Below are 13,892 nucleotides of genomic sequence, written 5' to 3'. Positions count from 1 at the left end.
GAGGCCTCCATTGTCAGACCCCGCCGCTAGAGTGCCCCGTCCGCCCGCGCCGTATGTTTGCCGCCCACCGGGCTCACGACGGGGAACGCGAGCGGAGAGATTCTCGCCGCACAGGACACCCTTACAAATTCTTACAAGAGAACGTAAGGGTTCGTAGCAGGGTCCAGGCAGTGAGGGCGGCCCAGTCTGCCGTCCATCTAGTCCGCCCCTACCTGCGCTTTCCCGGCTGTTGGCATGTTTCGTTGCGCCGCAGGCTGGCAGGCGCGCTGCCTGCCGCCGTCCCTGTTGCCCCGCTCACAAACGTAAGGCTCGACGGCACGCGCCGCGGCCGCCTGTAACGCAGAGCCGGGCCGACCTCCGCCGCCTGCTGCACGGCAAGCCGAGCGCCCGAATTGTGACAACAGGTTCGGCTGTGCCCGCACTATTTCAACGACGACTTGAAGTTACTCCACCAAGCCGGCCTGCGGCTTAAGTTGCACCTCACCGGCGCTCGCACAGCAGCTGAGCCCGGCCCTCGCCCTGCACACCACCCCACAAGGATTGGCGTGGGCGAACCTACACGGCGTTCGTCGCACGTGACCGCACGGCCGCCTTCTCTTTCAACCGGCGTCATCACGCCCGTTCACCACCTGCGATCGGCCCCGCCTGGGCCGTCACGACGTACACCAACGAAATGAAGGAAAGACCAATGGGATTCGGTGAGTTGGGCGCACAGGGCATTGAAGGAGGGCGTGCGCTGGCCGAGAGCCTGGACAGGCGTGTCTTCGGCGACGTCGACTGGACGCGCAATGACGAGAAACTTCTCCACCAGGCGCTGAACTATCTGGTGACGAAGAAGTCCGCGGCAGTCGCACTCCGCGCCCATGGCGTCACCGCCGATGCCCACACCCTTGCCGCATGGCGGTCGAAATCCCTCACCCCCGAACCCCAGGAGCAGCAGCTCTTGCAGCAGGCCTTCCGCGAGCTGCGCCGCCGCAACATCGCCCCCTACCTGACCCGCCTGTTCAACGCAGATGGCGGTACCCAGATCGAGGTCCACCCCGTCAACCAGGAGGCCGTCGAGGCCCGGCACCGACGCTACCTGCGGGCCCGTCGGAAAAACATCTGGCGATGGAGCCCGATCATCGCAGCCTGGGCACGGCAGGACTCCCTGGCGATGGAGCACCTGTGGCAGGACCTCATGAGTGACATGGACTCCGACCACCGCTCTTACCACTACGTGCGGCACATCGGCATCATCGGCTGACCCCTGCCCGCACCTTCCCTGGCTGAACACCCGCATCCCCGAAGGAGGCCCCGGTGCCCCGGGCATCGACTGACACCTCGTTCGACGACGCAGAGCGCGCACCACGGCGCCGACGGGAGAAGAAGAAGCTGCTGGCGGCCGCAGTCCGCTCCCTGATGGAGTTACGCCAGCGAGGCGACATGACCAGCGCCGACGTGAAGACCGTCGCCCGCACCGTGGGCGTCCACGAGCGCACAGTGTGGCGGCGCCTGGAGAAAGCACAGGACCTGGGCACCGCCGACCTGACCGAACGCCCCCGGTTCACGATCACCGACGAAATCCGCGTCAAACTCGCCTACCACCACGGCAACATCAAAGCCGTCCACCAGGAGATGCTCGACGAGGCCGACGACGAGCGAGACGTGCCGAGCCTGTCCACCCTGCACCGCGCCATCAAACGAGACCTGCCCCAAGGCGACCTGGCCGGGCTGCGCGCGGGACTCCCCGCCTCCCGCGGGCACGACCCCCACCTGCGCCGCCCGCCAACCGCCCGCAACGAGGAATGGGAAGGCGACCACAAACAAGTACCCGTCCTGGTCTGGGCAGAGGGCCGCCTGGTCAAACCGTGGGTCACCTGGTTCTGCGACTGCCACACCGGCATGACCATGGGCTGGGCCGTCACGCCGCACTACCCGCATCGCGCCTCCATCCTGGCTGCCTTGCGCGCCTGCATCCTCACCGACGACGTGCACGGCCCGGCCGGCGGGCTGCCCCGCCGCATCCGCATCGACCGCGGCAAGGACTTCCTCTCCCGGGTCGTCACCCAGGCCATGGGCAGCCTTGCCGTCCAGGTGGACGTCCTGCCGCCTTACACCCCCCACCTCAAAGGCAGCATCGAAAACCTCAACCGGGCAGCGACCAGCATGTTCTTCTCCACCCTGCCCCGCTACACCAAGTCCCAGAAACTCAACGCCAAGCGGCGGGTGGGGGACAAGGACCCCGCACTGACCTTCGAGGCCTTCGTCGACCTGTTCGCCAAGTGGGTCCGCACCCGAAACGCCGAACACCGCATGCAGGGCCGCGGTGACGTCACCGCGCTGGAAGCCTGGCTCGACGACGACACCCCCCTGCGCGAGCCGCCGCTCGAGGACCTGCACGTCTTCCTGCTGGAGGAGGAGCGCTCCACCCGCATCATCCACGGCCACGGCATCCGCTGGCACAACCGCGACTACATCGGCGCCTGGATGACCGGCCGCACCGGCACCCAGGTCCGTATCCGTTACCAGCCCCACCACCCCCGCAGTATCGAGGTCTTCGACGCACACACCGATGCGCACCTGGGCACCGCGCACCTGGCCGACGAGGCCAGCGAGGAAGAGATCCGCGCCGTCTACGAGGCCCGCGACGAACGGGTACGCCGCCTGCGCCGCGACCTGGCTGAAGCCAAGCGCCGCCGTCGGCGCCGCTTCAAGGCCGTCACCCAGGCCGAGCCCGCACGCACCACCGGGACCATGACCCGCACCCAGGCCGCCGCCGAACTCGCCCTCGCCCGCCGCTCGCAGGCCAAGGACGACGGCGTACCGGCCGGATACATGCCCCGCCGCGTCACCCCCGGCGCCCGCTGGGCCATCCCCCAACCCGCCGGCACCGAGGAGGACCGCACCACCCCATGACCCCCGCACCCCCACGGGCGCTGCGCACCATCACACCGCACGGGCTCATCCACTGGCAGGGCCGTACCTACAGCGCAGCCTTCACCCTCGCCCACACAGGTGAGCGCATCACCGTCGAAGCCGCCCCCGACACCGAGCGGATCAACGTCCACGACACCGCCACCGGCCGGCACCTCGGCACCGCCCACGTATCTGCGGGCGCCCCCGCCATCCCCGTTGCCGCTCATCCCACCGCGACGCCAGGAGCAGCCATCATGACCACGCCCACTCCCGCCACGGCCCCTGCCGACATCAGCGGCGCAGACCCCGCCTTCTACCTCGACCTGCCCGACGCCCGCATCGTCGCCACCGAAGCACTCCTGGAGGCCGGCGAGAACATCGCCGACACCATCGACGCCCGTGCCATGTCCTGCATCTACGGCGATGCGGGCCTCGGCAAGACCTTCTCCGTCCACGCCGCGCTCAAGGAAGTCGCCCCCGACCTCGTCCTGCTCCTCCAGTTCCGCGCCCGCCCCACCCCGCGCGACATCCGCATGGAACTCTTCGACGTCCTGCACCTGGAAGGCAAGCCCCCCGCCCACCCCAGCGAGTTCGACCGCCTCCTCAAGCGCTCCCTCGCCCGCCGCCCCTACATCCTGGTCTGCGACGAAGCCCAGCAGTTCAGCCGCGAATGCTTCGAATTCGTCCGGCACCTGTACGACACCGGCAAGGGAAAGAGCCGTCCCGCCGTCCTCTTCGTCGGCGGCGAGGAGTGCTACAAGACCCTCTACAACGAGCCCGCCCTCGCCTCCCGGATCTACATCTGGCAGGAGTTCACGCCCATGGAACCGGCGGAGGTCGCCAAGAACATCCCCCTGTTCCACCCCGTATGGGCCAACGCCTCGCCCGAGCTGATCGACTTCATCGACCAGGAAGCCGGCGGCGGCACCTTCCGCATGTGGTCCAAGGTCACCCACCACGTCCTTGAGGGCATGAAGCGCCGCGGCCTGAGCGAAGTCGACGAGACTCTCGCCCGCTGGGCCATCCGCCGATCCCGCCCCGCCCGCCCCGCCCGCCGCGACGACGACCGGTGACCCCGACCGCCCCGTCGCACCGGGCCACCCGCACCACCCCCGTCGTCACCGCCCACGGAACGCTCCGCTTCGCCCGCCACCACCTCGGCCTCACCGGCGCCCGCACCGTCCACACCCCCCAGGTCACCGCCACCACCACCGCCCTGCAGGCCACCGTCACCGAGCAGGGCCTGATGTGCCTGGCAGCCCCCGCCGGAGCAGGCAAGACCTTCACCCTGCACACCGTGCTCGACCAGCACCCCGCCTGGCACGCCATCCGGATCCTGCCCCAGCCCCAGGCCCGCCCCGACGACCTCCGTCACAGCCTCCACCACGCCCTGAACCTGCCCGGACAGCGCCCCAAAGACCCCGGCACCAGCGACGACCTCATCCGCCACGCCCTCCACCACCCGCTGCGGCTGCTGGCCGTCGACGAAGCCCACCAACTCTCCGCCTCCTGCCTGGAATACCTCCGCTACCTCTACGACGACCCCCACACCCGCATCGCCCTGGTCCTGGCCGTGGGCAGCCACCGCCTCCGCGCCCTGCGCACCACCGCCATCCTCGCCTCACGCGTCACCTGCTGGCACGACCTCGACCCCCTCGACACCACCCAGATCACCACCGTCATCCCCGCCTTCCACCCCCACTGGAAGACCACCGACCCCGACCTGCTCCTGGACCTCGACCACACGTGGGCCCACGGCAACTTCCGCCGCTGGGCCGCACTCACCCACCGCGCCACCCTCCGGCCCGCCCGCACCAGCCTTCACGCACTCCTGCACCGCCTCACGCCCCGCCCGGAGACGCCATGACCACCCACCCGCCCCCACCCGGTTCCCCCACCCCCGCCGGCGCATCCAACCACCACGAGTGGAACCCCACCTGGCCGCCCCGCCAGACCACCCTCCTCCCTCCCGTCACCGTCGTCACCGCCATCCGCGACGAACCGGACTACATGCGCCTGGCCTTCTCCGCACACCAGCCCCACCACGGCCACATCACCGTCCACCCCACCCCGCTGGCCGGAACCGGCCCCGGCCTGGCCCACGACCTGATCCGCGCCCTCGGCAAGCACCTGCCCCTGACCGACGACCGCAGCCTGCCCGTATGGGCCACCAACGCCGACCGCAGCTGGCGCATCGCCACCGCCTGGACCCTCGCCCTGACCATCACCGACCTGACCGTCTGCCGCGCCCACCGGCTCAGCACAGGGCAATGGGAGCAGCTGCTGGCGCTCAGCGCCCGCACCGGCATTCGCCTGACCCTGCTGTGCAACGGCCCCATCCCGCCGAAAACCCGCACCCTGCTGAACACCCTCGAGCACCAACTCCTCGACACCCAAAAGGCCGCAGCCGCCCACTGGAGCCCACCAGCCCGCCCGCGGCAACCCGCCGGCTACCCGTGGTGGCGGCACCGCGCTCCCTTCCCGCCACGCCAGGACGAACTGCACTTCCGCACGCCGCCCCAGCCCTCGAGCCCAAAAACCTCAGCCCCCACACCCCCGCTACCGCCTCCGCCACCCGGCCTTACCCCGCCCCTGCCCCTGCCCGGGCCCGACCAGGACTATCTCCACCCCCACACCATCCAAATCGCCGACCGCATCCACACCCGCGTCGCCCACCCCGTCCACGCCGCATGCGTCGCTTGGACAGCACTAACCGGGCACACCAGCCGCCAGCTCACGACCACCCACACCCCAGCGAGCAGCGCCCTGCCCCCGCAGCCGCCCTGGGCGGCGGTCCTGACGGACGCCGCCCGCCACCTCGCCGCACTGCGCGGCCACCCCGACGCCCCCAACCCACTGGCCGTCCCCCACTGGGAACACCACGACATCGACCAGGCACTCCACGCCTGTCGGCTCCTGCTCACCCCACCGGCCCGCCGTCCCCGCACCCCCCGCACCAAAACAACCCACCGACCGCGCAGCCGCCCCACCCCCTGAAGGACACATGCTCGACCGACTCCACACCGACTCCGTCGCACAAGCCCTCGACATCGCCGACGCCCACCACTGGACCCGTCGGCCCCCGCTCTCCGACAGGGCCCGCCTACGCTTCCTCACCTCGAAAAGCACAGACCTCGCCGCCCTCGCCAGCAGACTCAACACCACGCCCCGAACCCTGCAGCGCATCCTCGCCAAGCAACCCACCACCCCAAACGAAGCGCTGAGCCAAGCCATTCTCAAAGAAGTCATCAGGCTGTGGCAGCCCCGCATCCGCCGCCGGGCCCACCAAGCACTCAGCGAGCAGCAGCACAGCCTCTGGGTGTCTTTCCAGGGCTGGTTCGGCTTCGACGCAGCAGCAGGAACCTCCGACGACGGCCGTGTCCGCCACCTCTCGGAGCCTGTGCACCCCCCTTACCCGGCGCGCCTGCTCGCGGCCCGACACCGCGGCGCAAGCGAGCAAGAACTGCGCAGCATCGTCGCCGATGGGGTAGGCGAGTCATACTTCAAAGTCTCGCCAGGAAACAACGGGCTGCATGCGGTACGACTCACCAACGTCGACTACATCAATTTCTCCTACGTCTGATTCGTACGATCGCGATGCCAGGGTCCGTTGCATGATCGGGATCCGTCCGGCGCGCCGGACGGATCCCGATCATGCAACGGACCCTGGCACCCCGTCCTCGCCGGTGAACTGGACGAGCCGTCACCCAACCCCGCTCAGCCCGAACCGAAACTAAGTCGCGGCCCCTGCTACCTCGGGGCGCAGGGTGGGGGCCACCTACGAAGCCGCAGGCCGAGTACGGCGCTGCGCCTCTGCGGTCAAGGATGCGTACAGCTGCCCGACCGAAGCCGGGAACAGTGCAGGGACAGCCGATGCTGTCCGTCTCCGATCGCCAGTCCCGAACTACCGGCCGCCCGAGTGAGAATCCACGCAGCGGTCAATCCGACAGTCGAGCCGGTGTCGCTGTCGCCGACCTCCTGGGATGCGCTCCGCGCTCTCGGATCGTCGGCAGCCTCCCTGAGATGCCATTGCATGCCGTGTCGGCTCATGGACGGTAGGTGAAGCGCACACGGCACGCCACGTTCCTCCTGCGTCCTGCCGGTTCCCCGCAGAGCTCTCTGAAGAGAGCAGACGCTGCACAGGCGGGAGTGCCTTTTGACACCCCTTGAGGGACCTTCTAATGTGGATCCCACATCAGATAACAGAGTGCGCATACGGGAGGGGTGGCAGGCATGCTCCTGACGACCGGACAGGCCGCCGAAGAACTCGGCTGCGCCGTCACGACCTTCCGACGCCTCGTCCATGCCGGATTGCTCCCCGGACTTTCCCACCGCGGAGTGCGCGTTATGACCCCCCTGACCGTCGTGCAGGCCCTCAGCACGCGCAACCACGCCCCCTTGGCCCAGCTGGACACCCAGGAGGTCGCTGTCCTGCGCGTGGACACCGCTCAGCCTGCCGACGACGCCGACCGCGACTGGATCGGATTCGCTGCCGACCTCAGCCCCGACAGCCTCCTGAAGGCACTCCGCGGTTGGTGGCGGTGCGACCCGGCAAGCATCGCGGCCGGGGGAGTACTGCCGGTCACCTTGTCCGGCTACGTGGTGGCGGTGCTGACCGGCCTCGAACTCTGGGAGAAGAACACCGACGGCCGACACGCCTTCCCTGACGCCCGCTTGGCCGGCTACGTCACCGACCTGGCCACCCCACGCACGTCGATCACCTCCGACCTCGACGGCGATCGCCGACTCGCCCAGCTGCTGCTAGCCACCCGACTTCCTTCCCACTCGGGCGGGGCCATCGCCTACGTCTCCACGACCAGCGCAGGCTGAGCCGTCAGCCCGGACAAGGAAAACTCCCGATGGATGCACAGAGCTATAACACCGCGCTCGCCGACCTGCGCACCGTGCGGGACCAGATCAAGAAGGCCCGGGCGGCGCTGGCGAAGCTGGAAGCCGACCGGGACAAGCGGATCGTCCAGCTGGCCTCCTATGAGAAGGCCAAAGCGGAGCGGATCGCCCCGGCCGCCGGGCTGAGCGTGGCCGACGTCGTCGTCCTTGCCCCGTCCCTGGCTCCCGACAGCCTCACCGAGGAAAGCACCGATGTCCCGGCGCAGGCACCGGCTCCCGCTGCACATACACCCCCCAAGGACGCCGAGCCGGAACCGACCACACAGCCCGCGGCAGCGGCGCCCGCCATGCGTACCGTGCAGCCGCAGACCGCCCCAGCCGATACCCCGGCCGTGACCGCCGCACCGGATACGCCGCGGACCCTGCCCTCCATCCCCGAGGGAGGGACGGGCGATGCCTGGTTCGCCCACACGCCCGGCCTGGCGTCCACCCGCCCCAACTTCACCCAGCAGGCCCGCTCCACCGTCTTCCTCGACACCGACATCGGCGTCCTGGTCCACCGCCAGCAGACCCACCACCTCGACCTCGGCAGCAGGTCGGCCGCCGACATCCTCACCGCCGTCTTCCACACCATCCCCGAGGGCGTGGAACGGATCTACATCACCGCCGGCGACCCCTGGCACCGCGACGCCGACCGCCACCCCTACCTGCGCGACGCCGTCGCCGCCTGGCTCAACGCCCCCACACCCGGCTGGCGCACCGACACCGGCCGCGGCCGCGACCGGATGGCCGGCCACTTCGTCCACGCCCGCAACCCCGTCGGCCGCTACCAACGTGAGAGCGGCGACAGCCACGTGGAGATCCGCTCGGTGGGGGAGTGGTTCGACACCGACGGCGACGACCCCGCCACCATCCGGGACGCCTTCGTGCTGCTGTGGCAGGCCCTGCGCCGCCACTGGAGCGACGCGGTCATCATGGGCTCCCCCTCCCAGACCGGCCGCGACCTGTGGACCCGCACCATCCCCACCCGCGGCCAGCACGCCGACGGCTTCCCCGTCCTGTCCGAGGAACTGCGCGGCCTCCTCCACGCCACCGCAGGCCAGGGCCGCAACGAACTGATCACCCCGCCCCGCGTCCCAGACCAGCTGCCCCAGCTCGTCGAGTACGACCGCACCTTCGCCTACGCCAAACACACCTGGAAGTCCCCGGTCGGCACCCCCCGCCGCATCACCGCGGGCACCTTCGCCTCCTGGCCGGAGAAGGAACAAATCCGCGCCCTGTACGGATGCGGGCACTGGCAGGTACGCGTCACCGTCCCCGACACCTGGGACCACGTCGGCCTCCTGCCCGCCCCCGCCCCCGGCGACCGCGCCTGGCACTACCCCGCCCAGCCCGGTGCCACCTTCACCACCTGGGCCGGCGGCCCCGAGATCCACACCGCCCTGACCAACCCCCTGGCGCCGTGGAGGATCGAAATCCTCGACGGCATCCTGTGGGAGGACGGCAAACCCCTCGACGACTGGGCCAAGAAACTCAAGGACACCTGGACCAACCTCTCCGCCCAGGCCCACTTTCACGGCGACGCCCAGCAGGCCCGCGCCGCCCACCTCGCCTCCCGCGCGGTGCGCTCCATCCTGCTGTACGGCATCGGCTCCTTCGCCCAACGCCCCCGCATGGTCACCGGCACCACCCCCCGCACCATGGAGCGCGACGTCCCTGCGGACGCCGAGATCATCGGCTTCGACGACGAACTGATCACCTGGCAAAAGCCCACCGGCTTCGCCCGCGACCCCAACGCCCACCCCGAATGGGCCGCCGCCATCTGGTCCGGCGCCCGCGCCGCCCTGCTCACCCAGCGCCACCGCGACGACGACACCTACGCGGGCGCCCTCCACACCCCGCCCGGCAGCGTCGTCGCCTTCCGCACCGACGCCCTCTACCTCACCCAGCCCCAGAACTGGCCCCACCACCACCAGCCCGGCGACTACCTCCTCAAGGGCCGACTCACCGGCCCCGTGCCCGCACCCACCACCGAGGAAGAACTCCTGACGCTGCGGGACGCCGGTCGCGCCGCCCTCACCAGCCAGCGGGAGGCCTGATGCCGCCCCGCCCCCGCCGCAACCCCCCAGGCGGTCAGCAGGGGCTGAACGAGGCCGCCCGCCTGGCCGACCGACTCCAGCAGGCTGGCTACACCAAACGCGACATCGCCCGCATCATCAACCGCGACCCCTCCCTCGTCTCGCAGTTCTACACCCGCAACAAAGGCGCCGCCTTCGTCACCGCCCTCCGCGAGGTCCTCACCGCCGTCGAAACCGGCGGCATCACCGACCTGCCCGAGCTCACCGCCATCGCCGCCCGCCACACCCACCGCCGCACCACCGCCTCCGGCGCCCGCGCCCGGGTGCGCACCAAGGCTCTCCTGATCACCCCCACCGGCTCCGGCACCGGCCGCGTCGGCGCCCAGGCCATCGCTTCCGGCTCCGCACGCCTACGCCCCCTGATTGCCGAAGCCGCCCGCCGAGGCCTGCGCCTGGCCTTTACCGTCCGCCTCGCCAAGACCGCCTACCTGCACCCCTCCGGCAGCCGCACCGACTCACCCGGCATCCGCCGCCACGTCATCCAGCGCACTGACCACACCGAGGAACGCTCCTACGGCTCCGCCCAGACCGGCGGCTTCGACGCCGCCGACTTCGCCCGCCGCGTCGACGCCGCAGGCGGGGACGTCACCGCAGCCGTGCACCAGTGGCTCGTGGAGACCAGCCGCATCCGCCCGGACGCCCAAATCCTCCATCTCGAGGTGCGTACCTGGCGTCCACGTTGACACGCTGCCTTTGACTTTGCGGTGACGTGCCGCCGCCGATCGGATCAAGACGCCGGGCATGACAAGCGGAGAGCCCGGCCCGGGACACTCACACGATGACCAACAACGCAGACGCCGAAATAGCCGAACAGCGCTGGGACGAGCCCTGGCACCGCGTCCGTACGGACCGCTTCGAGGCGTCCCTCCTGCCCGACGCCGGGGAGAACCTGGAAGCGGTATGCAATGTCGATGTCGAGGTCCGGTTGGCGGAAGGATCACGCCGGAGCACGACCGTACTCACCATTACCGAGGTCCAGCGACTGATGGATAAGAGGGCTTCTCGAAACCGAGTGTGGGGCTGGGTTCGTGCTGGTCAGGCATAGTGCTGGGGTGGGTGAGGTAGGTCCGGTGCGTCCGTGGAGGTGGCGTGCTGGAGGTGCGTGATGGCGTCGGTGCTGGGGCGGCTGGAGGAGCGGGAGCGGGCGGCCCGGAAGCGGGTGGAGGAGTTGCGGGCCGAGCTGGAGGCGGCGCAGTCGGAGTGGGACGAGTGGCTGATCGCCCGCAGGCGGGTCAGCGAGGTGTGGGGCGAAGGCAAAACCGCAGACCAGGACGGTGAGGCGGAAAAGACGCCGGACGGGAACGGGGCCACGGCACCGTCGGCGGCGAGGTCCGGGTCGATGGTTCCCATCTGGCGCAAGGGGCTGTCGGTCGGGGTGCTGGCGCCGGAGTATCAGCAGGTCATGAACCTGCTGGCCGAACGCCGCGCCACCGGGGCAGGGCCACTGAACTGCCGTGAGATCACTGCCTTGTTGGGGCTGGAGGTAGTCCCGGCGAAGATCGAGGGCGTGCGGGTGAAGCTCAAGCGGCTCGTTGCGCGGGGATGGGCGCACGAGCCGGCGCCGGGCCGGTTCGCCTGCCACGACGCCCGAGACGGCGGGTCATGACCATGGTCATCGACCACAGGATCATCGCCTCCGACGACGCGGGCAGCCGCTCGTAGTCGCGGGCGAGGCGCCGGGAGCGGGTCAGCCAGGCGAACGTCCGCTCCACACACCAGCGTCGGGGCAGCACGACGAAGCCTTTGCGGTCGTCGCTGCGGCGGATGACGGTCAGCATCAGGTTCAGGGCCCTCGCGCACCAGCCCACCAGCATGCCGGTGTATCCGCTGTCCGCCCACACGCGCCTGAGCCGGTGATGCCCTGAAGTGGCCTGGGAGAGGAGGTCCTGGGCGGCGTCCCGGTCCCCCGTCGAGGCGGGGGTGACCATGACCGCCAGGATCAGGCCGAGGGTGTCCACCACGATGTGCCGCTTGCGGCCCTTGATTTTCTTCCCGCCGTCGTAACCGCTGGTCGCGGCCTCAACCGTGGACGTGCTCTTCACGGACTGCGAGTCGATCACCCCGGCCGTCGGCTCCGCATCCCGGCCCTGCGCTTGACGGGTCGCGGTGCGCAGCCGGTCGTGGAACTCGCCGATCAGTTGCTGCTTGCGCCAGCGGGTGAAGAACCGGTGCACCGCCTTCCACGGCGGGTAGTCCGCAGGCAGAGCAGGCCACTTCACGCCGTTGTCCACCACGTACCTGATCGCGTCGAGTATGTCCCGGTGGCAGTACTCCTCCGGCCGGCCGCCCCGGCCCTCGCCCCACGCCGGCACCGGAATCATGCCGCGGACCGCGGTCCACTCCGCGTCCGTCATGTCGGTCGGATAGCCGTGCCCGCCGGACGGATTGTCCGCGGCGTTGCCGTACTGGTGGGCGAAGCAGTCGCACGTCCGCGTGTCCGGAATGGACTCTTCCTCAGCGGGCCGATACAACTGCGGCAACAGGGCCTCCCGGTGAGCAGTGGCGTAGACACCCTCTGTGCTACCGAGAGGCCCTGCCTTCATGCCCCCGCGCGGCCGCAATCACCTGAACAGCACACCCGTACGGAACCCCCAGCCCCACACTCGGTTTCGAGAAGCCCTCTCACCCTCAGCCCCGCAGCCTGACAGCCCAGCCCACCACCACAAGCTCAGGCCAACGAAGGCGTCAGCATGCCCTGCACCTGGGAGATTTTCCGTTCAGACTCTAGGCCGACTGAGCACGAACGCGTCATGAATCCGTGCAGACACCCTCACGGCCCACCTAGTGGTGACTCTCCTGGGCAACGCCCTGCTGTTGTAGCGCAGTTGCCCGCTGTCGATGCGGTAGCAGCGGTGGTGATTGCCGTCACGGCGTTACTGGGCGCCGTTTCCGTGTTGCTGGTCATGCCGGGCGGACTTGAGGCACTCGGAACTGCCATGACGATTGCCGGTTCCGGGTTCATCCTCGCATCCAAGATCGCCGTTCCGTGTTCGGTCTGACGACGGAAAGTGCGGGTCCGGCCCTTGCGACGGTGGACCCGCACGCCGTCCCGGCGAGTAACGATGTCGATGCGGCCGCCAGCCTTGATAGTCAGCAGGGGCTTTTCCTGCCACCGAGGTCTTGGAAGTGCCAACTCACCCGACCCGGTGGCATTTTGCTCTCTTTTCCCTCTGATGAGGCCTTTCTTCAGTTGTGCCCTGCCGCCGGTAGTGGAGGCGGGTGGCGGGGAATGCCTCCCCATGTTTCAGCGGCTGGCGTCTTCGGGGCGCTTCTCGGCCTGGGCGGCAGCCGTGGGCTCCGGTGCGGTGGGGGGTGTAGAAGACCGAGGCGCCCTGCTTGGTGCGCTGGGCCTGGCTCTTGGCCACGAGTCCTTCGAGCGTGACGCGGACGACCTTGGTCTTGATGCCGGGCTCTTCGCTCGCTTCGGAAATCACCAGGACGGGGTGAAGGGCGGGACGGACACCGTACCGTCCTCGCCCACGACGATCCGCTCGGCAAGCTGGGCCAGCACCTGAGAGGGGCGCAGCCCCGTCCGGCCGGCCACCACCCGGACCAGCCGACTGGGCGCGGCGGACAACCGGACCTCCGCCCGCAGCTCATCGGCTTCCTCCCCCCGCCGTTCCCCCAAGGCGGCCGGTGCCGCAAGCACATCAGCAAGCCGTTCCTCACGCTCGCGAGCCCACACCGAGCCCTGAGCGTCCCGTTCCGGCTCGTACACACTCCAACCGGCCACAGTCATCAAGTCCCTGACGCGCCGCCACTCAGCGTGCTTGGCCAGCCAGATGACAGCCAACCGCTCCCGGTCCATCTCGAACTCGTAGAAGGAACCGTTCCCCCTCAACTGATCCGCGGTCTCCCGCTCACGGACAGCGGCCTCCGCGACCTTTTCCGCAACGGCGGCGACGTCCAGGCCACTCGCCTGACGCCGGACCTGATCCCGCGCCACGTCCTGAGCACTCCACATGCGTTTTCCCTTTTCCGGAAGCGCGGGCATCTGGACCCGCATCT

14 protein-coding genes are annotated in these 13,892 nt (G+C 69.6%); 12 read left to right on the top strand and 2 right to left on the bottom strand.

The window, feature by feature from the left end; genetic code table 11:
• Positions 1 to 688: 688 nt before the first annotated feature.
• The 11 genes from ACVW19_RS34370 to ACVW19_RS34320 all read left to right on the top strand — a co-directional run bounded on the left by ACVW19_RS34370 (position 689) and on the right by ACVW19_RS34320 (position 11,490).
• On the top strand, positions 689 to 1,246 hold the full coding sequence (locus tag ACVW19_RS34370; protein WP_457465017.1) for a hypothetical protein: 558 nt from the start codon (positions 689 to 691) through the stop codon (positions 1,244 to 1,246).
• 53 nt (positions 1,247 to 1,299) lie between these two features.
• Entirely contained in the window at positions 1,300 to 2,898 is a 1,599-nt protein-coding gene (locus tag ACVW19_RS34365) for a transposase (protein WP_457465016.1), read from the top strand.
• The gene (locus ACVW19_RS34360; protein ID WP_457465008.1) at positions 2,895 to 3,971 is read left to right on the top strand and encodes an AAA family ATPase; all 1,077 of its coding nucleotides are present in this window, start codon (positions 2,895 to 2,897) and stop codon (positions 3,969 to 3,971) included. Before ACVW19_RS34365 ends, ACVW19_RS34360 begins: the two co-directional genes overlap by 4 nt.
• Positions 3,968 to 4,765 (top strand): ATP-binding protein, encoded by a 798-nt coding sequence (locus ACVW19_RS34355; RefSeq protein ID WP_457465004.1) that lies wholly within the window; start codon positions 3,968 to 3,970, stop codon positions 4,763 to 4,765. The genes ACVW19_RS34360 and ACVW19_RS34355 overlap by 4 nt, the downstream gene beginning before the upstream one ends.
• On the top strand, positions 4,762 to 5,895 hold the full coding sequence (locus ACVW19_RS34350; RefSeq protein ID WP_457465002.1) for a hypothetical protein: 1,134 nt from the start codon (positions 4,762 to 4,764) through the stop codon (positions 5,893 to 5,895). The genes ACVW19_RS34355 and ACVW19_RS34350 overlap by 4 nt, the downstream gene beginning before the upstream one ends.
• Before the next feature lie 7 nt (positions 5,896 to 5,902).
• A complete protein-coding gene (tpg, locus tag ACVW19_RS34345) occupies positions 5,903 to 6,481 on the top strand; it encodes a telomere-protecting terminal protein Tpg (RefSeq protein WP_457464999.1) in 579 nt (192 codons plus the stop codon).
• Positions 6,482 to 7,245: 764 nt separating this feature from the next.
• Entirely contained in the window at positions 7,246 to 7,728 is a 483-nt protein-coding gene (locus ACVW19_RS34340) for a DNA-binding protein (protein WP_457464998.1), read from the top strand.
• 29 nt (positions 7,729 to 7,757) lie between these two features.
• On the top strand, positions 7,758 to 9,845 hold the full coding sequence (locus ACVW19_RS34335) for a hypothetical protein (protein ID WP_457464997.1): 2,088 nt from the start codon (positions 7,758 to 7,760) through the stop codon (positions 9,843 to 9,845).
• Positions 9,845 to 10,567, top strand: coding sequence for a helix-turn-helix domain containing protein (locus tag ACVW19_RS34330; RefSeq protein WP_457464996.1), 723 nt, complete (start codon positions 9,845 to 9,847; stop codon positions 10,565 to 10,567). The genes ACVW19_RS34335 and ACVW19_RS34330 overlap by 1 nt, the downstream gene beginning before the upstream one ends.
• Positions 10,568 to 10,662: 95 nt before the next feature.
• On the top strand, positions 10,663 to 10,929 hold the full coding sequence (locus ACVW19_RS34325; RefSeq protein ID WP_457464995.1) for a hypothetical protein: 267 nt from the start codon (positions 10,663 to 10,665) through the stop codon (positions 10,927 to 10,929).
• Positions 10,930 to 10,989: 60 nt separating this feature from the next.
• Positions 10,990 to 11,490, top strand: coding sequence for a hypothetical protein (locus ACVW19_RS34320; RefSeq protein WP_457464994.1), 501 nt, complete (start codon positions 10,990 to 10,992; stop codon positions 11,488 to 11,490).
• Here ACVW19_RS34320 and ACVW19_RS34315 read toward each other — a convergent pair.
• A complete protein-coding gene (locus tag ACVW19_RS34315; protein WP_457464992.1) occupies positions 11,405 to 12,364 on the bottom strand; it encodes an IS5 family transposase in 960 nt (319 codons plus the stop codon). The two genes, ACVW19_RS34320 and ACVW19_RS34315, sit on opposite strands and share 86 nt — an antisense overlap.
• Positions 12,365 to 12,709: 345 nt before the next feature.
• On the opposite strand from ACVW19_RS34315, the gene ACVW19_RS34310 reads away from it, so the two are divergent.
• Positions 12,710 to 12,883, top strand: coding sequence for a hypothetical protein (locus ACVW19_RS34310; protein WP_457464991.1), 174 nt, complete (start codon positions 12,710 to 12,712; stop codon positions 12,881 to 12,883).
• 431 nt (positions 12,884 to 13,314) lie between these two features.
• On the opposite strand, the gene ACVW19_RS34305 is transcribed toward ACVW19_RS34310, so the two are convergent.
• Positions 13,315 to 13,892, bottom strand: a 578-nt coding sequence (locus ACVW19_RS34305; protein ID WP_457464990.1) for a hypothetical protein, incomplete at its 5' end; no start/stop codon positions are given.

It is taken from the genome of Streptomyces sp. TE5632, from assembly GCF_054061295.1.
Note: the sequence above shows the minus strand (reverse complement) of the source record. Positions and strands in the feature narration are given on the sequence as shown.

Bases quoted from the DNA above. Each gene is read 5' to 3' on its own strand.
- ACVW19_RS34350 (WP_457465002.1), top strand. From the start codon at position 4,762: ATGACCACCCACCCGCCCCCACCCGGTTCCCCCACCCCCGCCGGCGCA.
- ACVW19_RS34340 (WP_457464998.1), top strand. From the start codon at position 7,246: ATGACCCCCCTGACCGTCGTGCAGGCCCTCAGCACGCGCAACCACGCC.
- ACVW19_RS34370 (WP_457465017.1), top strand. From the start codon at position 689: ATGGGATTCGGTGAGTTGGGCGCACAGGGCATTGAAGGAGGGCGTGCG.
- ACVW19_RS34360 (WP_457465008.1), top strand. From the start codon at position 2,895: ATGACCCCCGCACCCCCACGGGCGCTGCGCACCATCACACCGCACGGG.
- ACVW19_RS34330 (WP_457464996.1), top strand. From the start codon at position 9,845: ATGCCGCCCCGCCCCCGCCGCAACCCCCCAGGCGGTCAGCAGGGGCTG.
- ACVW19_RS34335 (WP_457464997.1), top strand. From the start codon at position 7,758: ATGGATGCACAGAGCTATAACACCGCGCTCGCCGACCTGCGCACCGTG.
- tpg (WP_457464999.1), top strand. From the start codon at position 5,903: ATGCTCGACCGACTCCACACCGACTCCGTCGCACAAGCCCTCGACATC.
- ACVW19_RS34325 (WP_457464995.1), top strand. From the start codon at position 10,663: ATGACCAACAACGCAGACGCCGAAATAGCCGAACAGCGCTGGGACGAG.
- ACVW19_RS34320 (WP_457464994.1), top strand. From the start codon at position 10,990: ATGGCGTCGGTGCTGGGGCGGCTGGAGGAGCGGGAGCGGGCGGCCCGG.